Here is a 22,150-nt window from a genome sequence, read left to right as displayed (position 1 = left end):
ATTGCCAAGATTCTTAAGGAATTTGAATCTGGCAAGTCCTTAGACACCATTGTTCGGGAATATGGGGTCAGTAAGGTAACATTTTATAAATGGCGTCAGCGTTATGGCGGCATGGAAGCGAGCGAACTCAAGAAGGTCAAACAACTTGAAGAAGAGAACGCCAAACTCAAGCGCATGTATGCAGAACTAGCCTTGGAGTTGGATATGGCAAAATATGTCATAGAAAAAAAGCTCTAAAGCCTTGTGTCAAGCGAGCACTTGTGCGAGAGTTGAAAGAACTCTATCCAAGAGGCATTAGCAAGGCATGCCGTATCTTCAAAACGAGCCGAAGCAGTTTAAGGTATCAATCCGTTAAGAACGATCAAGTGTTAATGGATGAATTATCACAATTGAGTAAGGATCATCCTCGTGAAGGCTTTTGGAAGTTTTACCACCGTATGCGCAATGCGGGTCATAGTTTCAATCATAAGCGAGTGCATCGGGTGTATGTTCATATGGGTCTTTCTATTCGTAGAAAGGCTAAAAAACGTCTTGTGGCTAGAGTAAAAGAGCCCTTAGAAGTACCCCAAAGCTTTACTCAAACTTGGAGCATAGACTTCATGAGTGATGTTTTGAGCAATGGGCGTTCATTCCGAAGCTTTAACGTGATAGATGATTACAATCGAGAAGTACTTTTCATAGAGACAGACTACTCGCTCAAGAGTAGTAGGGTGATTTATATTCTTCGCCATTTGGTGAACAAATATGGTAAGCCCACTAAGATTCGAATGGATAATGGGCCAGAATTTGTAGCAAAGCTAGCGCAAGAATGGAGTCAGATGAATGACATCGTTTTTCACTATATTCAACCAGGGAAACCAACGCAAAATGCCTACATTGAGCGATTCAATCAAACTTACCGCAGACATGTATTAGATGCTTATGCTTTTGATTCTTTGGAGGAAGTTCGCCAAGAAACAGATCTATGGCTGAGGGATTATAATTTCGTTCGCCCGCATGTCTCTCTAGGTGGAATGAGCCCAGTAGATTATAGAATGAAAAAACAGAACACCCTTCTTGGGCTTCGTTCCGCTACGCTACACTCAGCCCAAGAAGGGTCTAAACATAATCAAAGTAGACAGATTATGTATATTTTTAAACTGTACTAAAAATGGGAAGCCGACAGATATACCGTTTGTGCCTTTCTAAACAACAGCTTTGCTTTGACACAAGATGCTTTAATAGTTATAAATCCTAATTTCCCTTTTCGACAAGTTAAGACATATCCATTGTCTGACATTCGAAAAATAACTATTGACAAGTCAAAGTGGAAGTGGCTTTTCGCTTTTTGTATATTTGGTAGCAACTATATCGCCATTCAGACTGCAGATGATACTAAAAAATACTTTTGCGTAGGACTTGAACTCGATGCGTATGATGAAAATTTGACAGAAAAGACAATGGATTCATTTCAGGATAGCTTAAGAGGTAAAGGAATTCAGACTGTTTTTAAGTTGGACAAGCACTAAGACCGTAAACGTAACAATAGAAGAAAGCTCAGTCAACAACATGAGTGTTGCATCCCTCGGGCTGAGGTGCAAGCTTGGAAGTCTCGTGCTTTTAATGAATTTTAGTAATAAATTAGGCTATTGTGCTTGGAAAGCCAACCTTCACAAAGCCCAGAAACATTGGCAACAATTTTAAACCTACACAATAATGGATATTAACAGTAAAAAACTAGAGAAAACATCAAGGCTAATCTACTATTCAATTTCAATCATACTTTGTTTGTTTTTAGTTCTACTTTGCAACAAAATTATTGATGACATTGATAGCTCTTCAACAAGACCTCTCATGGAGTCATTTGAAAACAAAGCAAAACTTTCACAGCTTACTACGAAGCAAAATGCTTTGAACTTACAAATCGAAAATTTAAGTGCTCAGAGGTCATTAATTGAAAAGACCATAAAAACAGCAGAAGAAAACTATACAAGCGAAAAGCAATCATTTGACAATTGGGTACAGACTAGAAAAACTTTGGGCTCGCCAGACAAAGACCAAGAAGTAATTGATAGAGCAAAGAGATTAGATGAAATTCATAAAATCAAGGACGCCTGGAAGGTTAAATTAGAAGCAAAACAAACTGAAATTGAGACGGTTACTAAACAAAATATTGCCCTTCAAAAACTGGTAAACGATGAAAAAACAGAGGCAGAAAATAAGTTCGATAGTGCAGTAAAGCATTATGATTTAAAAGTTTTCTTAATCAGACTTTTCATTGTAGCCCCAATATTGGCATTAGGTATTTTCTTTTTCATTCGTTATCGTCGACATAAATTTTGGCCATTATACTTTGGATTCACACTTTTTGCTTTTTATACATTCTTTTTTGGGCTTGTGCCTTACTTACCAAGCTATGGAGGCTATATAAGGTATACTGTTGGAATTATAGTATCAGGTGGACTTGGTTATTACGCAATAAAAACTATCGGGAAATATATCGAGGATAAGCAAGCAGAACTACAAGTGTCAACAGAAGAACGTTCAAAGAAAGTACAAATGGAAGTAGCTGAAAAAGCTCTTGAAAACCATTATTGTCCTTCTTGTGGCAAAGATTTTATTATCAAGAAATGGGCATTGCCAATAAAAGGTGAAGAAATCGAGCTACAATATGTTACAACAGACTTTTGCAGATATTGCGGACTTGAATTATTTAGTAATTGCAAAAAGTGTGAGAATAAAAATTTTGCTCACTTACCATTTTGTTCATCTTGTGGGACAAAAACTTCAAAAGACTAACAAAAACCTCTGTCAAAATGAGGTAGGCATAACGAATCTTTCCTCAACGTTTGTTCTTTATTATGCTTCTGGTCGAGCTTGGCTTATCAATAAAATATCAGCAATATTGCAATGATAAACTTACTAGCTGGCAGAACTCAAACTCCCCAAGCTCCAAACAGTAGCTACCATATTATGTCAATCTTGTCTAGCAACAATAAAATAGAATTTTACAAATTTCTTAATGGAGACATATCTGTTGAGGACTTGGAGAATTTTATTTATTCGCAACCAGATTTAGAGCAACAACTTGATAGCGAAGCATATTTAGATTTGATTGAGTTTAATTTTAAGGACAAATACAACAAAGTAAAATTGCCTGAATTCATAAAGACTAGCATTATTGAAGAAGGACAATTTGAAACTTGGAAACTACAAAGAGCTTTAAACGCCTTCCTTACTCAACCAGATAAAATAGACCTTAATCTTAACCGCATTTATCATTTATATTGTGGGGTTTACCAAGAAAATAGGAAAAGAAGATATGCGTACAAATTTTTAGGAAATTTAGGACTTAACTATCTCTATTGGACAGACGAAGGATATTTGAAAACTTTCTATGGCGAAAATTGGAAAACTGAATCCGAAAAGTTTTCAAACGATTTTGGGTTTTATCACAAGCAACTTAAAAACTTTGCATCAGAGATATTATCGGCTATTGACTCCAAGGAAATAGAAATTTTGAATGATGGAACATACAAGATTTCGAATGTTTTAAGAAACAAATTAGAAACAGACGAAATTTATCAACTTCAACATCCAAACGAAAAATACAGCAACTAATAGTCTTTGGGCAAAATGGCTGGTTCGGTGCTAAAATAGGAGTTTAGATTAACCATAACCCTTAGCCTTAGATCAAAACAATCACCTATAAATCAACCACTTACCCAATCTGAAAACCTTATGACAATATTACCAACCCCTAAACAAATACACAACCTATGGCATATATTATGGTGGACATAGAAAGTGACGGACCTATTCCAGGCGACTTTTCTATGATATCTTTTGGAGCAGTTTTAGTGAACGAACAACTCGACAAAACATTTTATGGAAAACTAAAACCAATCTCTGATAGGTTTATTCCAGAAGCACTTGCTGTTTCGGGACATTCAAGGGAAGAAACCTTGACATTTGAAGAACCCAATATTGTAATGTTAAACTTTGCCAATTGGATCAAGGAAGTATGTAAAGACAGACCCATTTTTATAAGTGACAACAATGGCTTTGACTGGATGTTTATTTGTTGGTATTTTCATCACTTTATAGGGGCAAATCCTTTTGGATTTAGCTCACAAAACTTAGGGAGTCTTTACAAAGGAATCGAAAAGGACACTTTTAAAACGTTCAAACATTTACGTAAAACTAGACATACTCATAATCCAGTTGACGATGCAAAAGGTAATGCAGAAGCCTTACTTACAATGAAAAAAGAGTTTGGACTTAAAATTAAATTTTAAACTTGAACACACAACGAAACAAATAGACCATTATAAATTATCCACCAACTGCTTTGAAAACTTTTGAGTTTTTTGCATATGAGTGGATTGACAACCTGTTGAAAAACTAAATACTAAAAACAAAAAAATCACATCTATGAAAAAATTATTTTATTTATTCCTCCTCCTTTCACATACTATTTTTTCACAACAAATTCCTTTTAAAATCACTGGCACTTATGAAGATGGGCTTATTAAAAAGGTGAATGTTCACAGAAACCCAACTTTTACAATCGACACTATTATCATCAGTAAAAATAAATTTGTCCTAACAGGAAAACTAGACTATCCTATGCATATTGAAATTGGATTTAATGATTTTCAAGGAGCTAGAGGTGTGTATACGGATGGAAAAACGATCAATGTTATATATAAAAATAAGCCAAATTTGATCGATAGTAAAGTTATTCAAGTTTCCCCTGTCAGTGTTTCTGGAAATCCTATCACAATTGATGACCACAAAATTTGGGGACTTATTTCCCAAAAATTTAAAGATAGTTTTTCATTCGAGGACAAAGCTAAAATCATGAATTTGATTGAAAAACATACAGAAAAATATCCCAATTCTTTAAGTAATCTTTCATTAATAGCAAATATTATGGACATAGCTTCAACAGATGAAATAAATGCTCTGATGGAGAAAATACCTATAGAAAATCAGGATAAAGATCTTGGCCCTTGGATAAAACAATCGTTGATAAAACGTAGTCTAATTGGAAAAGTAATTAAAAATTATTCATTCCCTGATACAAATGGCATCGAAAAACCCATAATTGACACAACCAAACAATATACCTTTATTATGTTTTGGGACGCTGCGTGTGGGCCTTGTCGAATATTCAATAGAAAAATGAATGATATCATTAAAACAATTGATTTAGACAAAGTAGCAATTATTGGGGTCTCACTTGACTCCAATAAATTGACTTGGGAAAAAGCAATTAAGGAAGATAAAGTAACTTGGACTCAACTAAATATCAAAGAGGGCTTTGATAGTGAAATCATCAAAACCCTTAATTTCAATGCGTTGCCCTACGATTTATTAGTCGATAAAAATCTGGTTATCAGAGCCAATGGTTATACTAAATCATTTGAAATATTATCCAAAATCAACTAAATGTAACACCTCTGTTGATTTTTCATCCATACTATTGTGGGGAAGCTTACAATTGAGGATAATAAATAAAAAACATTGGTTAGTTAATATTGAAGAATAAAAACTAATACCAACAGATTTTGCCTTAGGTAAATTGAGATCATTATCATCAGAACGTTTAAAATGACACACCCTGCAACGATAGCTAGAAACGACCGTTTAGAAGACAGACTTTCTATGCACGGAATCACTCAGACAAAGATTACATATTTGCCCTATTTAGAATTTGAAGATGATATGTTTGCATCTCCATTTGAAAGTGGTTGCAGAATGATGATTTTAAATGTCGCCAACGTGACTGACAAACACAAGCCTTCTACTTTAAAAATTCTTTGGACAGAGGACGAATCAAAGGCTTTTCTTTCAATAAATAATTATTACCACGCCGTGTTTGACTTCAGGAATAAAGCTGGGTATTGCAGAACTGGTTTTCCTGAATCAAATAACTCATGGACAAAAATAAAAGAACGTATTTTAACAGACACGTTAATAGATAGCTTTTCCAAAAGCGAATAACTTCCTGTAAAATAAACATTTACGAAACACAACTATCATCATTCTCAGCTACGGGCAGATAAAATGACAATCTCTGATCCCATAAAACATATCGATATTTGAGAAGGATATCAAGTGATAAACTTAACACAATTTGCCCTTGAGGTTGACGACTCAACCGGTCAGCGACCAATGGGCATATGATTAATCAAATAACCAGAATGTGTTCGTCATCGGAGGGTCGTTTCAAATAACCTACCCCTGTAAACCATTGAGTATTCTGTTTGCCAATTAAGAGGCTTAACTCTTACGTATTTGTTTTATCGGTACATTACTGCCTTAATGGTTGATAAATCACCATCTTTAAAAACTCGATTAGCACTCTTTAATCTATCAGAATACATTTAATTTAATCAAGCATAAGTAATAGTGCAAAATAAGATTTGATTTATGGGTTTTAGGGACAAGGCAACGGGCACAAGGCACAGAGTGTTAAAATGCTTTTTATTAACCTCAGCCATGCTTTTTTACAAAGCCCACCGCCGAAAGCCGATACCTGAAAGCCCAAAGCACAATCTTAAATTTTATTTTGCCCACTAACTTAGCTCCTCTTTTTACAAATGGAAAATAGTATGCTCTACTGCAGATGGACAAAATGGGCTATAATTCGTATTTACAGCTTGGCTATAGTTACCAATTCTTGTGGTATTTATTTTTATATTTAATCAGAAATTCAAGAAAACACTATTCCCTTAATTACCTCTTCAACAACACCAAAATATACCCCAATGAAACTCATAAACTACACTTTTACAATTGCAATTATCCTATTAATTATCTCGTGTGGGCAACCTCAGGAAGAGAAATCTGTTGATACAAACCAAAGCAATCCGACAGAAACTTTGATTGATCTAAAAGAGACGGTGCCAGCTGGCAATGCCAGCCCAATAGAAGTACAAGAGAATTGGGACAGCTTAAACAACAGCAAAATTTTAACAAAAGCCATAAGGATGGCCGAAAAACTTAAGGGATTAAATATCTTTAAAAAGAAGTACTTTATTTCTACACCCGATAGTTCGGATAAAGTAGAAGTTAACCTAAAGGAAGGCTTTTACTTTTCAAACAAATTTCCACATTTGATTATTCGAAGGAAGACTTCCTCTACTCTGTTTATCGACATCTTTTCAAAAAACCACGGTAAATTCCAGAAAGTACTTTCTCACGAACAATCGATTTTAGAATATACAGGAGATACCATTACTGACATTAATGGAGATGGCTTAAAAGATTTCATAGTCAACTGGTATGGTGCTACAGGATGCTGCCTGAAGGCATTTAGTAATGTGTACTTGCAAAGAGACGACAGGAAACGTTTTTCAAGCAGTCTGAAATTTATCAATCCAACTTTTTCTCCAAAAGAACAAATAATTAGAGGTGTATGCTATGGACACCCTGGCGAAACAGAAATGTACAAATTCAAATGGAATAAAGAGTCTGTGGACACAGTGGAATACATTTATTACGAAAAAAATAATAAAAGTGAGAAAACAGGCAAACTGATTGTCTCAAAGAATCTGCCAAGTCATCCCAATCATAAGATCTTGGCTCGACGCAATGATGTCCCTTCTGAATATAGAAAAATTGTAGGCTATGACTGGTTCAGTGATAACTTAGAGGAGACTAAAAACCGATAACCGTAGTTTTTTCCAAAATTAAAATGTTCGCTATTTAAGTAAATAGCTTTAGGTCTGATGGTTGTACATTTATGATCCTTAATGCCGATGCTGTTACAAGCTATTTTGATACAATATGAAACAAACAATATTAATCCTTCTAACTTCAACCCTCCTACTCTCGTGTGGACAAGGAAAATCCAATAGAAGCGATAGTTTAGACACCACTGTAAAACAAACAGTCAATACTCCTACAGCGACAACTGAAGTAAGTACGTTAACGGTTCAAGAGAATAATTTACAGTATTCAAATGACGTCTCAACGCTGGGTATTGGCCTAATTATTCCTCCAAGTCAGTTTGATGTATTTAATGATAGCTTACTAACGGATAAACTTACCAGTAAGGATATGTACTCCGAAGATGGTAGTAATTCGACTATTTCCTCGTTATTTTATAAACCTGATTATGGGATAATGCACTTTGTTTGTGTAGCCCAAACAGCCAAAGCATATAAAGTATTAGTAAACAATTCACAACTTAAATATTTGCCTAAAATCAATTCTTACGAGTTCAAAACATGGGATCAATACATCCTAGAGTCTTTTGGAATTAGAAGACTCACTTCTGAGACAGATGAACCCACCCCAAAGTTGCCATTGAGACAAGATCCAAATGACAATGCAAAAACCTTGACGATTCCGAATGAACTAGAAATGTTTTGTCCTATAGAAGTTAAGGGCGACTGGGTAAAGGTAAAGTATGATTGTTTTTACAATGAAGATAATAATCCACATGAAGGAATGCCTTGTCAAACCTATATTGATAAATGTAAAAATCCGCTGACGGGTTGGCTAAAGTGGCGACAGGACAACAAATTATTGATTGATATTTTTCTAATGCCATGACATTAAAGGGGAGTATAACACCAATTCATTACATATAATCAGTCGTGTAAAATTCAATGGCAATTGAATACCGTTAGAGCAACCTATCATAACATTCGGCATGTGCCTTTTTTCCTTTAAAAGAAAACCCAATACAATGCTATAAGTGCCCCCCGCTAGTGCTGGCTTCCTAGCCAGTACTTACCCAATCTAAGGATTCTAATCCTGCGCATAGATAAATCAATCTGTACATAGGGAGAACCAATGATGAATGTAAGCACAATTGTAATGTTTTGGAATGATTTTCTCTGGATAGAATCCAGAGAAAAAATGGATACTGGCTAGAAAGCCGCACCAACGTGGGACACTAAGCATTTTGATTCATTGGTTTTTAAGATTCAAGACCACAAAAGTACAAATTATCAAATGCCTAGTTTATTCATCAACACTTTTCGAGAACTACCATAAATCAAACTATTTAAAATGACAAAAGATAACAAACTACTTAAAGTTAAGACCTATTTTTCAATCATCAGCTTGACTGTTTTTATCCTTTCGCTGACACAGACTGCCCTAACCTACAACGACTTTGATGGACAGAAAACCCATTCTTCTTTTGTAAATTTTGGTTTATTCTAGCCATTTTAGAGGGTTTCTAACTTATTAAGCTAGTAGACAAAATAAAATTCAACTATTAGGCTTTCAGTAAAAGATATCTGCAGTTACTAAAACATATTAAAACCCTTTGTCTTGTTCCTATTGTCTAGTGCCAAAAGCACCCAAATCTTATTTTACACGATTATTTAACTTGATCTAAATTCAGTTTTTTTCCAAAAAAACAGACAGACTTGTTTGTATATAATATTTTTATTCATATCTTTGGTAAAAAAAAGGAAATCATGAGTTCACCAAGAGAAAGAATACTAGAACGAGCCTCCATTTTATTTCATCATCAAGGTTATAACAGCACAGGTATTAACCAGATTATTAGTGAGGCGAATGTGGCAAAAGCGAGTTTTTACCAACATTTCAAAACAAAGGACGACCTATGTGTCACTTTTCTGAATAGAAGACACGAATCTTGGTTTAATGCACTTTCAGAGTTCACTTCAACATCTGAAAATACCCAAGAAAAAATTGTTGCCGCATTTGACTTTATCATGCACATGAATGAAAAAGAAAACTTTCGAGGTTGTAGTTTTCTCAATATCATGTCTGAAATTTCAAAAGAGCAAGAAAACATTCTTAGTGTAATCCAATCACATAAAAATGATTTGAGAGTGTTTTTTAGTCAGCTCATAGAAGACGAATTGCTGGCAACCCATATTTATCTGCTTTTCGAAAGCTCAATCATAGAAAGTCAATTGTTCGGATCAAACGAAATTGTCCATAAATCAAAGGCAATAGTCAAAAGTATCATCTAAATAACTAATCAAATGGAACAGAAACATCCCCTTCCTCCCTTTACGTTGGAGACCGCAAAACAGAAAATTCAAATGGCTGAAGACGCTTGGAACTCACAAAATCCTGAAAAAGTATCTTTGGCGTATACCGTCGACAGTGAATGGCGTAATCGTAGTACGTTTGTCAACGGAAGAGAAGAAATCGTGAAATTCTTAGCTGATAAATGGCAACGAGAATTGAATTACAAACTCAAAAAAGAGTATTGGGCGCATGCAGAAAATAGAATCGCAGTTAGATTTGAGTACGAGTATCAAACCAAAGAAGGCAACTGGTTCAGAGCTTATGGAAATGAAAACTGGGAATTTGATGAAAATGGCTTGATGCAAAAAAGATACGCAAGCATCAATGATCTTGAAATAAACGAGTCTGAAAGACATTTGTAAAATAGCATTCGAGTAGTATGGATATTGTTATATTAATTGTAAAAACCTCCTTTAATTCCATTTAAAGGAGGTTTATTTTTTAAAGATAACTAGTTAATGAGTTTTATACATTTGAATACCATTAATACACATTTCTTCGGAACACAGTGTAACAATCTATTTTCATTTCCATATATTTGAATTGTGCAACAAGCATACAAGTATTGAGTCAGGTAGGCTGTTGAGCATATAATAAACTTTTGTACTAAAAAACACCTTTACCAAGCTCAGAAACATTGGGAATAGTCCCCAAAACAAACTAACACCATGAAAAACTACTTCAACAAATTATTCTACTTCATAGTCTTCATATTAGGTCTAATAGGCGTCTATTTAATTATTTCATACAAACCATTTGCAGATGAAACCAACTTTATTGTTGCTATTATTATCCCTTTTTTGGTAATCATTTTCTACAAATATTTTAACTCTATTCGCATAGCTTTTAAAGTTTTAAAAGCTATGATTGTGGGTTTAGCACTTTTTTATTCCTTTATGATGATTTTTCATAGATTTATTTACTTCACAGAAGTGCAAAATAACAGAAAGATTCATGCACAATCTGCTGTAAATTTTGAAGAAGATAACTTTCAGGTAAGCCTCAGAAAAGCAAAAAAGAGCATAAATTGATATTTTTAGATATTTATACAGGTTGGTGTGGACCATGCCTACATTTTAGTAAAACTGTTTTGAAAGATAGAGAAGTTTCACGCGTATTAAACAGTAAGTTTATCAACTTGAAATATGATGCTGAGGTTGGCGAGGGCATAGAGATAAACAAAAAATACAATAAAAGGGCTTATCCAAGTTATATTTATCCAACTCTTTTGATTTTAGATAGTGATGGAAATATCAAAGAAGATATTGGTGAAAAGTATGATACCCCCGACATCAAAACAATGCAGGATTTGTTAAAAAAGTACAATTAGTAATAGCTCGACAATACACATGGAGGACTCATATACAGACTTGAAGTATGCTAATTTCAACGAACTTCAATAAAAAACCTCGCTAGTGCTGGCTTCCTAGCCAGTACTTACCAAATCTAAGGATTCTAATCCTGTATTATTAGAATAAAAGCCAACTCCGTGAATAGGAATAGCTTTGGAGAGAAGACAGCACCAGCACAAGATCATTTTAACAACTCTATAACACATCAATAACACGTGAGTGACAGCAAGTAGCTAGTAGATTATGGTAATTTTGTCATGTGAACAGTATGAAAATTATCGTATCCCAAAACCCTTTTTTATACCTCGATATTTTGCACATTCTGTTCTATTCAATTTAACAGACAACAAATATGAAACAAATCATTTATACACTGATTTTAGCACTGGTTGGAGCAAGTGGGCTGGTATTGGCAAATCATGAACCTGCCAAAGAAACTTCCAAAAAGTCCATCTCTAAGCCTCTCACTATTGCAGAAAGGAAAGCCGCATTAAAAAAATGGGAAGCAAGCCCTGATGGTGTGATGTTCAAAAAGTGGGAAGCGTCTCCCGCAGGCCAAAAAGTATATGCTGCCGAAGCTAAAATAAGGAAGAACATAGGTGCTTTCTCTAATATGGAGGCCATTGTGACGTCCCTTTCTCTCCCAGCAGGCTCAAGATTGGGCTTCGGGATAATGGTCAAAATTAATGGAGAAGATTATATCCTTAGTTTTGGACCAGAAAAGTCTGGCAATAATATTTTGAATACTAACACCGAATTTGAGCAATTACATAACCTGAAAGTCAAGGACAAAATAATTATAAGAAGCCACAGTGTATCGCATGCACCCAAGTATTCGTATCCAATAGTAGCGGGCGACTATGTAGAACAAGATCATAAAATAATTTATAAACGTGCTCTTCGCCAAGGCGGTTGCTAGGGAGACAAATTAGCTTCTGTTTGTTAAGACAAAACATGAAATACCAAACATGAGTCATCTCTAATTTAGTGATTGAACGAATGAGTGACCCGCTAGTGCTGGCTTCCTAGCCAGTACTTACCAAATCTAAGGATTCTAATCCTTTATTATTTGAAAAAATAATCTCCGTAAAAAGGAGTAGCTGCTGCGAGAAGTTAGCAATAGCTTGGATATTCTCTGGATAGAATCCAGAGAAAAATAGGTACTGGCTAGGAAGCCAGCACCAGCATCGGAACTTCACAAAAAGTCCTCGCCATGGTAAACAAATTCTATTACTACCTCCACCTCACTACATCAAATTCTCTTTCTTCTGCTTGGCATATTCTGACGGAGAGACATTATAGGTTTGCTGAAACATTTTTCGGAAATACTTCATGTCTTCAATGCCCACTAGCATAGCAACTTCGGTCACACGAAGGTTGCCGTTGCTCAGCAATTGCGCTGCTCGTTTAAGGCGAATATCTCGAATAAACTCCACCAAAGATTGTCCTGTAATGGATTTAATTTGACGATATATCGCAGACTGGCTCATTCCCATATCCTTCACAAGCGTCTGCACGGTAAAATCTTGATTGGTTAGATTGGCCTCTACAATCGCCATAGCTTTTTCCAATAATGCTTTTGTTTCGTCTGGAATATCTGGCAAACTCGGTTCTAGCAAAATCTGCTTTTGGTAATAGCTACGCAATTGCGAGCGATTTTGAAGAATAGAAGCAATTTTGGCATTCAGCACCAAAGGATTAAATGGCTTTGCCATATATTCATCTGCTCCCATTTCTAAACCTTCCACTTCATGTGTAACTGCCGCACGAGCCGTCAGCAAAAACACAGGAATATGCGAGGTTTTAGGATTTTGTTTGACCTTTTGACAAAGCTCCAACCCATCGCTATTAGGCATCATGATGTCACTAATAATCAAATCGGGTTGCCATTCTAGGGCTTTATCCCAACCATCTAATCCGTCAACAGCGGTGGCAACTTCATAACTTACTTCACAAATTTGCTTCAAATACGCTCTTAAATCCTCTTGGTCTTCAACAATCAAGACTTTCGCCGAAAACTTCTCCAAAGGTGCTACAACAGGAATAACCTCCTCTACTAGCGATTTTGTCTCTTCGTGATGATGTTCAGCTTCGGTGTTTTCGACAAGAGGTTTTTTACTAAAAGGTAATTTTAAGATAAATGTTGTACCCTTAGCAATGGCACTTTCGACCTCTATGCTACCTTTATGAGCTTCTACCAACTGTTTAACCAGTGACAATCCAATCCCTGTTCCTCTAATTTTGAGGGTTTCGGTGTGGGAAGCTTGATAATAAGGGTCAAAGATTTTATCCAATTCATCGACCGACATACCAACCCCAAAGTCTTGGATAGAAATTTGGAGAAAGTTCTTACTTGGTCTACCTCCCTCAAAAACTGCCTCCTCAGAAGAACTACCGACAATTTCTGTTTTCAAAGATATTTTACCTCCCGATGGCGTATATTTAAACGCATTGGATAGCAAGTTGGTCAGAATAATTTCTAATTTACTACTATCAAAAAACAGCTCTACTGTCGTTTGTGGCAAACTCATGGTATAATCAATCGAGGACTCTTGAGCCTTGAGTTTGAAAATCAAAAACACCTCTTCTATCATCGGAATGATATTTCCGAAGGTTGCCAGTATCTTCATATTCCCCGTCTCGGCTTTCCGAAAATCTAGTAACTGATTTACCAAATCCAGTAATTTTCTGGTTTGTTGTAAAATCAGCATGATTTTGTCCTTTTTCTCATGTTCCGAAGAAGCCAACTCTTCAATTGGCCCCAAAATTAAGGTCAACGGCGTTCTTAATTCATGCGAAACATTGGTAAAAAAACGAAGTTTGAGATCGGTCAAAGTCTTTTCTTGATCTGCTTTGTATTTTTCCATCAAGACATCATTTTTCAAAGCCTGTTTTGCTAATGTTGCCTTTTGGTATTCTTTGAAAGCAAAAAATAAAATCAAAGCATAAATGAGGAACGCCCACCAAGTTTTGTACCAAGGCGGTAACACCCGAATTTTGATTTCGGCAGGCTTGGCCGACCATGCCTCCTTCCCCATCACTGGTCTTGACCAAGAACGTATATTCACCAGCATCAAGGTTCGAAAAGTTGGCAATACGCTGATTATAATCTGTATAAATCCAGTCGTCGTTTGAGCCTACCAACTTGTAAGCATATTGGTTTTTCTTGGGGTTTTTGTAATTAATACCGACAAATTCTATGGAAAAATAATTTTCGTTAGGTTCAATAGTCAGCTCTTGTGTTTCATCCAATGGCTGCGACAAAATCACTCGTCCCTCAAATGGCTCACCTATGTGTACCTCTTTGTTGTAGATTCGTAGCGTAGTCAGATGTATTTCAGGCTTTTGATTACTTGGCTGAATCTGCTCTGGCTTGAAATAAGTAATACCTTTGATGCCTCCAAAATAAAAATAGCCTCCTTTGTCTTGGCAAACAGCACCAATTTTGAAAGAGTTACTTTGTAGCCCATCGCCAACATCATAATGAATCTGTTGATGATTTTGAGTATTAAGCCTCATCAAGCCCTCGCCACCTAGCCAAAGGTATCCCTGACGGTCAAATATCAGCGATTCGATGTTTGAATAACCAATATTCCAACGCTCAACAATACCCTGAGGAGAGATTTTATTCAGCCCTGCCCCAATCGTACCAACCCACAAATTGCCTTTTGAATCCTTGACCAATGGCCAAGCATAATTACCACTCAAACTATTAGGGTTATTCTTTTCATATTGATAATTGTTGACCAAGGTCATCGTTGTTGCCGATATTTTGAGTTTTAGAACTCCTTTATCGCGTGAGCTCACCCAAAGATGGTCTGTGTTGGGCTCATACAACAAATAGGTACATTGTCTTGCAGGAAAATTATTAACATCAAGCGAATATTGCTGTAATAGATTTCCTGTTTTATCAAAACGCAAAAGACCTCGTTCAAAAGTCGCTACCCAAATTGTACCAAACCGATCTTCTAAAATTCTTTCTACGCTAGTTCCGTAAAAAGAAAGGTTGGCATTCACATCCGTAAGTACTTTTCGATTGTTTCCATTAAAAATTATTAGCCCACGATAACGAGTTCCTACCCAAAGCGTACCATCTTTTTGTTGATAAAAAGCAGAAACATCCACTCCTGAACCATCGCCATTGATAGGGGTATGAACAAAATTTTGAAAGGTATGATTTTGAAGATGATATTTAGAAAATCCATTTCTTGTACCTATCCAAAGATGCTCTTGATCTTGATCGGTCAGTACGGCATTAATGTAGTTACTAGGCAAAGAAGAGGCTGTGCCAAATTGGCGTTGAATCACAAAAAAGGGTTTTCTTTTAAGATCTACTTTGTTGAGCCCTCCCGAAGATGCTGCTAGCCAAAGATTATGGTATTTATCTTCTAAAATCTGATGTACTCTCCCTGAATTAATGCTGTACGAGTCTCCATCTGTTGGGAAAAAACTTTGCATGCTATTTCTCCAAACAGTCAATAGAGCAGGCTCTGTACTTGTTGGAATCCCTGCCCAATAGTATAAACCATGATTTGTTCCTACCCATAGATGCTGGAAAGAATCCACAAAGACACTGCCTATTTCCGAAAACTGCTGTATTAATGTTGTATGATAAACACGGTTTCTTTTTTCTTGTTTATTCGCAAAAATAATTCAAACTGTGTTCCTATCCACAGATTATCGTGGTTATCGACCCACAAAGCAGAAATTTTATGATTCGTAAAAAGTGTCGGAGTTGGCATAGACTGTTGGGGAGCTAAATGCCACAGCCCATGACTAATTGTACCAATCCAAATAGACCCATCACGCTCACGTGCCATCGAGGATACCCCATACTGTGTGGTACCATGTATTACTATTTGACGGATAGAAACCAATAATTCATTTTTAAATTCCAACATGAACAAGCCCATGGTACGAGTGCCCACCCAAACCCTTCCAAAAGAGTCGCTGGAAATGGATAGAACATTACTAACCCGAAGTTTTTCAAGTGCATTCTGGTCTACCCCGTTGCCTTCTCGTTCGGCAACATTGATAAATTTATCGTGATGCTTATCCCAAAAACTTAATCCTGCACTTCCTGATGCCACCCATAATCGCTTGTGGGAATCAAGGTGCATAGCCACTACTCTATTGCTGGGCAAACCGTTGTGTGGATTGACTGGCAGGTCATAGTTTTTGAGCGAATAGCCGTCATATTTTGATACTCCATTGTTGGTACCCACCCATATATACCCCGTACTATCTGACACAATACAGTTAGCATCGCTATGTGGTAGCCCATCGTTAACAGTAATATGTTCGAAGCGATATTTATGGATACTCTCCTGCGACTTGCTTGGGAATACTTCACAAAACAATAGTAGTGTAATTAGTAATCGTATAATTTTCTTCATGGTTTAAAGCAATCATTAAAGTCTTAAATGTGGACAAAGGCATTGTTGGAGTTTTCTCCAACAAACTCGCGTCAGCAACACACTAGCAATATCCCTTCCCATAACTTGGCTAGTTGCTTACGCATGATTCGTTGGAGATAACTCCAACGATGGCAAAACTATCACTTAGGTATAAGCAAATTGAGCAAGGATATTACTCCTTAAAAAAAATCTAATACAAAATAATCAAAAACGGGCCCCGATAAACTCAAAGGCTCAAACTGACCCTGTTTTTAAACGAATTTCACCCTACATCAGACCATTTTTTATCGCCATTTTTGCATTATTCAAATATATTATTGTAAAAACACAAAAACCCTTTTCTGTTTAACCAACCTATTTCATTCCAAACCTTTTTCCGTTTTATCAAACCCTATAATTATGATCAAACTTTTACGAAAACCTCAATTCCTCAGGTTTCCCCCCTCCTCATTTTGGTTGATGGTGCTCTTGAGTGGTTATCCTCTAAGCCATACCACTCAAGCACAAAACACTACCGAAAACACACAAACTTCCAATGCTACTTTACGTACTATTTTGGTAACAGATGACAATGACGAAGTGTTGGAAAATGTGAATCTTAAAAACAGTAGAACAGGAATGTTTGCGACTACATCAAGTAATGGTATTGCCACTATTGATGCGCAAATTGGTGACAAAATTGGGATTTACTGTGTGGGGACTTTTCTAAAAGAAATTTCGATAAAAGACATTTCTGAGAGAGTTGTTTTGAGTAGTCAAAACCCTGCTGTTGCTCGCATCAAACCTATTCGAGGACTTTTCAATCAGTCTTTACAATCAGAAATTACCGCTGGTTCGTCGCAAGCAATTTACAACAAAGATATTCAAAAAATGCCTGCTACGTCGATACTCAATACCTTAGTGGGTAGACTTGCAGGTACGAGTACATTCCAGTTTTCGGGACAGCCAGGAAGCGATGGTATTTCATTCGGACTTCGTGGGCAGGGGCCTTTGGTTATCATCGATGGTATTCCGAGACAGCTTACCATTTTTGATTTGGAAGAAATCGAATCAATCACGGTACACAAGGATGCTTTATCCAATGCCATGCTTGGCGTGCGCAGCAATGGTGGTGCCTTGGTAATCAATACTCGTAAAGGCTCGGCTTCAAATGCTAAAATGTCATTTACCGCGCAAACAGCGATTCAACAACCCTTGAAGTTCCCGAAGGGATTGGACGCCTATAATTATGCCAAGCTCTATAACGAAGCACGTGTAAACGACGGACTGACTCCTGTTTATTCTGATGCAGCTTTACAGGCTTATGCGACCAACTCAGACCCTTACAACTATCCGAATGTCAACTGGCGTGATGCTACGCTAGAGCCATCTTCACGTATGGATCGCTATACTTTTAGTGCTACAGGAGGAAATAATTTTTCGAAATACTTTATTTCGTTTGACCATATCAACCAAACGGGGCTTTTGAAAAAAAATACCACTACCCCTTACAATACCAATAATAACTTTAAATCATATACCATACGTTCGAATGTTGATTTACAGCTAAATTCCAAGCTTTCGGGCGGTATTTATCTCTTGGGGCGTATTCTGAATGGTAATGATGCAGGTGCTGGAACAAGTAATATTTTGAATAGTATTCTCAACACGCCTAACAATGCCTATCCTGTGTACAATCCTAATGGTTCGTATGGTGGTAATCAGCAGTTTCAAAACAATATCTTAGCACAGACTATTGGGTCTGGATACCAACAAAACTTCAAAAGAGATATGTTGGCTGACTTTTACCTGAAAAGAACGCTCGACGAAATCGCTTCTGGTATGTGGATTAAAGCCGTGGGCTCTTATTATGCTACACTTTCAGAAAACGTAGTACGTAATAAAACTTTTGCTGTTTTCCAAAGAAATGTATCTGCTACTGGACAAGAAACTTACCAGCAATTTGGCGTAAACGGCGACCAAAGTAACTATAACTACATGGATTATCAAGGACGTTCTGACTATTTGGAATTGTCTTTGGGTTATGACAAAACTAGAGGGAATCATGGCGTAAATGCTGTATTATTGGCTAATCGTCAAAACTCCGTTTCAGGCTCTGATTTGCCCTATACTATTACAGGCTTAGCAGGACGCATGGGCTATAATTACAAGCAAAAATATATCCTTGACCTTGCTTTTGGCTTGAATGGCTCAAACAGATACCCAACAGGAGGCACAACCAAATATGGCTTTTTCCCAGCAGTAGGTTTGGCTTGGAATATTTCGAAGGAAGATTTCCTACAATCTCAAGCATGGATTTCTTATTTGAAATTATATGCTAGTTATGGTAAAAATGGTAATGATAACCCCGGTTATTTTAGCTATATCCAACGTTATTTTGATAATACTGGCGCCGTTTTCGGTACAGGTGCAGGGGGTAATACAGGTGTCACAGAAGAGCCACTGGCGAATCCTAATATTACCTTCGAAAAATCTAACAAACTCAATATTGGGCTTACAGGAGCTTTATTTGATAATTCTTTAGGCTTTACCGTCGAATATTACAATATGCAATATTATGATTTGTTGATTCAACGTGGTCGCAATACTAGCATATTAGGAAATATTTATCCAAATGAAAATATTGGTAAAAATCAATACACAGGAATTGACTTACAGTTGAATTGGCAAAAAAGTACCTCGATAGGCGATTTTTATGCCACAGCAAATGCTGGCTTCCAAAATTCCAAAGTAATTTATATCGACGAAGTGACACAACCCTATTCATGGTTATATCGAACTGGACAAAGAGTTGGACAGCTTTTTGGATATATTTCTGAGGGTTTTTATCAAACCACTGCCGAACTACAATCGCGTGCTACGACTGTTGGGTATCAACCACAGTTAGGCGACCTCAAATATAAAGACTTGAACAATGATGGTGTAATCAATCAGCTTGATGTGGCGCCAATCGGACCACAGAGCCCATACATTACCTTCGGGTCAACGTTAGGATATTCGCGAAAAGGATTCGACTTCTCTGTGTTGGTGCAGGGCGTGGCTAACCGAGTAATTGTGGCCAATGCCAATTCGATGTTGGCTTTCCAGAATGGAGGTTTTGGACAAGCATTCGAGCAACACCTCGACCGTTGGACTCCTACAAATCCAAACGCTTCGTACCCTCGTCTGTGGCTTGGTACAAACACTAATAACCAATTAGTTTCTACTTTTTGGGCACGCTCAGGAGATTATGTTCGCTTGAAAAATATCGAATTGGGATATACCCTTCCTAGTAAGCTTTGTAAAAACATCAAAGTGCAAGGAATTCGTGTTTTTGCCAACGCTACCAACCTTGTGACATTTAATGCCGACAAATACCTCGACCCAGAGGGCTTTTCGAGCAACTATCCTATTCAGCGAGTATTCAATTTTGGTGTAAATCTCAAATTGTAAAATGGCTTTCATCAAGCTTAAAATTTTCAGAAAAAATGATTTCTAAAAAATATATATCATCCTTTATTTTGGCTACAGCACTAACTTTTGCGGCTTGCGAAAGGGTAGAAACTGAGCCTCGTGATTGGATTCTTGACACTTTGGTTTGGGACGACAAAGATAAAAATGCTACCGTAGCCGTCTTTTTCCTCAACAACATTTACAGTTATATCCCCGATGGTTTTAATAGAATCAATGGACTGGGAGGTGACTTTTTGGAAACAGGTACAGACGATGCCGTTCCGTCCAGAACCAATCGTCAAGCAGAATATTATACCAATGGATTAATCAGTACGGTTAACAACCCCGACCCTTATTGGGGCACTTCGTATGCGGGTATTCGTCGTGTCAATATCTTTTTGAGTAATATCGACAAAGTGCCAGCAGCCACCAACAGTATTGCCATCTGGAAAGCCGAAGCGCGTTATATTCGTGCGTTATTGTATTTTGAATTGGTAAAACGTTATGGTGGTGTGCCATTAATTGGTGACCGAGTATTTACCATCCAAGATGATTTGTCGATTCCTCGTAATACCTACGAAGAATGTATCGACTACATCGTTTCAGAATGTGATGCCGTAAAAGGAACACTTACTCCTGAACCTGTTTCGGATAGCAACTGGGGAAGAATTCCGAGAGGAGCTGCGATTGCACTCAAAGGTCGTGCTTTGTTGTATGCTGCTAGTCCGCTATTTAATGGTGGAGGCATCAGCACCAATGCCAACTTGAAGGCCTTAATGGGCTATCCAACGTATGACGCTAACCGTTGGCAAAAAGCCTTAGATGCTGCCAACGAATTGATTGGACTCAACTATTATGCTTTGCAGACTTCTTTCTCAGGTGTTTTTACGACAAAAAAGAATACCGAAATCATTCTTGCCAAACAGTCAGGGAATAACTTTCTTATTGAAAACTACAATGCCCCAGTCGGCTTCGGTTCGCCCGCTGCAAGTCTGGGCTTGACGAGTCCTTCACAAAATTTAGTTGATGCTTTTCCTACGATTACTGGGCTAGATATTACCAATGCTCAATCAGGTTACGACCCACAAAACCCTTATGCCAACCGTGACCCTCGCTTGGCTTTGACGGTATTTTTCAATGGTCAAACTTGGTTGCGTAGAGCAGTGGAAACTTTTGAAGGAGGATTGGACAAACCAGGAGGTATTGCCGTTCAAACTCGCACAGGGTATTACCTACGTAAGTTTATGGCAGACTTTTCGAATAATACCACTTATACCAATCAGAGCCATAACTTCCCACTATTCAGATACTCGGAAATACTCTTAAACGCAGCCGAAGCACTGAATGAGTTAGGTAGAACAACGGAAGCCGTTACCAGAATCATTGATATTCGTAAAAGAGCAGGGATTCGAGCAGGCACCGACAATCGCTACGGCATCAAAGCGGGTATATCACAAACCGAAATGCGTGCGCTCATCCAAAATGAAAGACGTATTGAGTTAGCCTTTGAAGAACATCGTTTTTGGGATATTCGTCGCTGGAAAATAGCAGAAACTGCGACAAGTGGTTCGCTAAAAGGAATGAAAATCGTGAAAAACACCAATGCAACATTGACTTTTACGCCATTTGTGGTATCAACGATGAAGTTTTCTAACAAACTATACAGTATGCCTTTACCGTATGACGAAACGCTAAAAAACAATAAGCTTATTCAAAACGAAGGCTGGTAAGTAAGAATGCGGAATGATGAGTTGTGAATTATGAATGTATTTTTTCTAATCAATCTTTTACACTCAAAATCCACTGGACCTTATAGTGCTTCAAGCCGAATGCCCATAGCTGAAAGCCGAAAGCTTAATAATTAAATCTCATTTTGCACGATTACTTCATTGTTTTGAACAACAAATTCATGGCTTCAATTCCATCTGAAAACCCTCA

The 22,150-nt window shown here is 37.1% G+C and carries 19 protein-coding genes and 1 pseudogene; 17 read left to right on the top strand and 3 right to left on the bottom strand.

Going from position 1 to position 22,150, the window contains the following annotated elements; all coding sequences use genetic code 11:
* The 15 genes and pseudogenes from BWI92_RS24575 to BWI92_RS24510 form a co-directional block, all read left to right on the top strand.
* Positions 1-1,031 (top strand): annotated as a pseudogene (locus BWI92_RS24575) (IS3 family transposase); the annotation flags it as partial.
* 171 nt (positions 1,032-1,202) lie between these two features.
* Positions 1,203-1,508: a hypothetical protein gene (locus tag BWI92_RS24570; protein ID WP_095167890.1), complete on the top strand. Its 306-nt coding sequence runs from the start codon at positions 1,203-1,205 to the stop codon at positions 1,506-1,508.
* A 187-nt stretch (positions 1,509-1,695) separates the two neighbouring features.
* Complete coding sequence (locus BWI92_RS24565) at positions 1,696-2,778, top strand: hypothetical protein (RefSeq protein ID WP_141234917.1); 1,083 nt, start codon at positions 1,696-1,698, stop codon at positions 2,776-2,778.
* A gap of 111 nt (positions 2,779-2,889) precedes the next feature.
* The gene (locus BWI92_RS24560; RefSeq protein ID WP_141234916.1) at positions 2,890-3,600 is read left to right on the top strand and encodes a hypothetical protein; all 711 of its coding nucleotides are present in this window, start codon (positions 2,890-2,892) and stop codon (positions 3,598-3,600) included.
* Positions 3,601-3,758: 158 nt separating this feature from the next.
* Positions 3,759-4,277: a 3'-5' exoribonuclease gene (locus BWI92_RS24555; RefSeq protein WP_095167884.1), complete on the top strand. Its 519-nt coding sequence runs from the start codon at positions 3,759-3,761 to the stop codon at positions 4,275-4,277.
* Between the two features lie 136 nt (positions 4,278-4,413).
* Positions 4,414-5,433 (top strand): thioredoxin-like domain-containing protein, encoded by a 1,020-nt coding sequence (locus BWI92_RS24550; protein ID WP_095167882.1) that lies wholly within the window; start codon positions 4,414-4,416, stop codon positions 5,431-5,433.
* A gap of 162 nt (positions 5,434-5,595) precedes the next feature.
* Positions 5,596-5,988, top strand: a complete 393-nt coding sequence (locus BWI92_RS24545) for a DUF2251 domain-containing protein (protein WP_217903477.1) — start codon at positions 5,596-5,598, stop codon at positions 5,986-5,988.
* A gap of 767 nt (positions 5,989-6,755) precedes the next feature.
* Positions 6,756-7,661 carry a hypothetical protein gene (locus BWI92_RS24540; protein WP_095167880.1) on the top strand — a complete coding sequence of 302 codons (906 nt, stop codon included), beginning with the start codon at positions 6,756-6,758 and terminating at the stop codon, positions 7,659-7,661.
* 115 nt (positions 7,662-7,776) lie between these two features.
* The gene (locus BWI92_RS24535) at positions 7,777-8,547 is read left to right on the top strand and encodes a hypothetical protein (RefSeq protein ID WP_095167878.1); all 771 of its coding nucleotides are present in this window, start codon (positions 7,777-7,779) and stop codon (positions 8,545-8,547) included.
* Between the two features lie 462 nt (positions 8,548-9,009).
* Positions 9,010-9,165: a hypothetical protein gene (locus tag BWI92_RS27495; RefSeq protein WP_176464527.1), complete on the top strand. Its 156-nt coding sequence runs from the start codon at positions 9,010-9,012 to the stop codon at positions 9,163-9,165.
* A gap of 260 nt (positions 9,166-9,425) precedes the next feature.
* Entirely contained in the window at positions 9,426-9,950 is a 525-nt protein-coding gene (locus tag BWI92_RS24530) for a TetR/AcrR family transcriptional regulator (protein WP_095167902.1), read from the top strand.
* A gap of 12 nt (positions 9,951-9,962) precedes the next feature.
* The gene (locus BWI92_RS24525; protein WP_095167876.1) at positions 9,963-10,373 is read left to right on the top strand and encodes a nuclear transport factor 2 family protein; all 411 of its coding nucleotides are present in this window, start codon (positions 9,963-9,965) and stop codon (positions 10,371-10,373) included.
* Positions 10,374-10,679: 306 nt separating this feature from the next.
* Positions 10,680-11,042 carry a hypothetical protein gene (locus BWI92_RS24520; RefSeq protein WP_095167874.1) on the top strand — a complete coding sequence of 121 codons (363 nt, stop codon included), beginning with the start codon at positions 10,680-10,682 and terminating at the stop codon, positions 11,040-11,042.
* Positions 11,039-11,341: a thioredoxin family protein gene (locus BWI92_RS24515; RefSeq protein WP_095167872.1), complete on the top strand. Its 303-nt coding sequence runs from the start codon at positions 11,039-11,041 to the stop codon at positions 11,339-11,341. The genes BWI92_RS24520 and BWI92_RS24515 overlap by 4 nt, the downstream gene beginning before the upstream one ends.
* A 374-nt stretch (positions 11,342-11,715) precedes the next feature.
* Positions 11,716-12,282, top strand: a complete 567-nt coding sequence (locus BWI92_RS24510) for a hypothetical protein (protein ID WP_095167870.1) — start codon at positions 11,716-11,718, stop codon at positions 12,280-12,282.
* Between the two features lie 328 nt (positions 12,283-12,610).
* Here the strand turns inward: BWI92_RS24510 and BWI92_RS28385 are convergent, their stop codons facing one another.
* Genes BWI92_RS28385 through BWI92_RS24495 form a run of 3 tightly spaced genes read right to left on the bottom strand, consistent with a single transcriptional unit; the run spans position 12,611 to position 16,759 of the window.
* Positions 12,611-14,230 (bottom strand): ATP-binding protein, encoded by a 1,620-nt coding sequence (locus BWI92_RS28385; protein ID WP_229363524.1) that lies wholly within the window; start codon positions 14,228-14,230, stop codon positions 12,611-12,613.
* A gap of 7 nt (positions 14,231-14,237) precedes the next feature.
* Positions 14,238-15,929, bottom strand: coding sequence for a two-component regulator propeller domain-containing protein (locus BWI92_RS24500; RefSeq protein WP_095167866.1), 1,692 nt, complete (start codon positions 15,927-15,929; stop codon positions 14,238-14,240).
* 32 nt (positions 15,930-15,961) lie between these two features.
* On the bottom strand, positions 15,962-16,759 hold the full coding sequence (locus tag BWI92_RS24495; protein WP_095167863.1) for a two-component regulator propeller domain-containing protein: 798 nt from the start codon (positions 16,757-16,759) through the stop codon (positions 15,962-15,964).
* Positions 16,760-17,179: 420 nt separating this feature from the next.
* Here BWI92_RS24495 and BWI92_RS24490 point away from each other — a divergent pair, with 420 nt between their 5' ends.
* Both BWI92_RS24490 and BWI92_RS24485 read left to right on the top strand, forming a co-directional pair.
* Positions 17,180-20,212 (top strand): SusC/RagA family TonB-linked outer membrane protein, encoded by a 3,033-nt coding sequence (locus BWI92_RS24490; RefSeq protein WP_095167861.1) that lies wholly within the window; start codon positions 17,180-17,182, stop codon positions 20,210-20,212.
* Positions 20,213-20,247: 35 nt separating this feature from the next.
* Positions 20,248-21,942 (top strand): RagB/SusD family nutrient uptake outer membrane protein, encoded by a 1,695-nt coding sequence (locus BWI92_RS24485; protein ID WP_095167858.1) that lies wholly within the window; start codon positions 20,248-20,250, stop codon positions 21,940-21,942.
* Positions 21,943-22,150 lie beyond the last annotated feature (208 nt).

This window comes from Flectobacillus sp. BAB-3569 (assembly GCF_002270355.1).
In the GTDB taxonomy this organism is placed as follows: domain Bacteria; phylum Bacteroidota; class Bacteroidia; order Cytophagales; family Spirosomataceae; genus Flectobacillus; species Flectobacillus roseus.
Note: the sequence above shows the minus strand (reverse complement) of the source record. Positions and strands in the feature narration are given on the sequence as shown.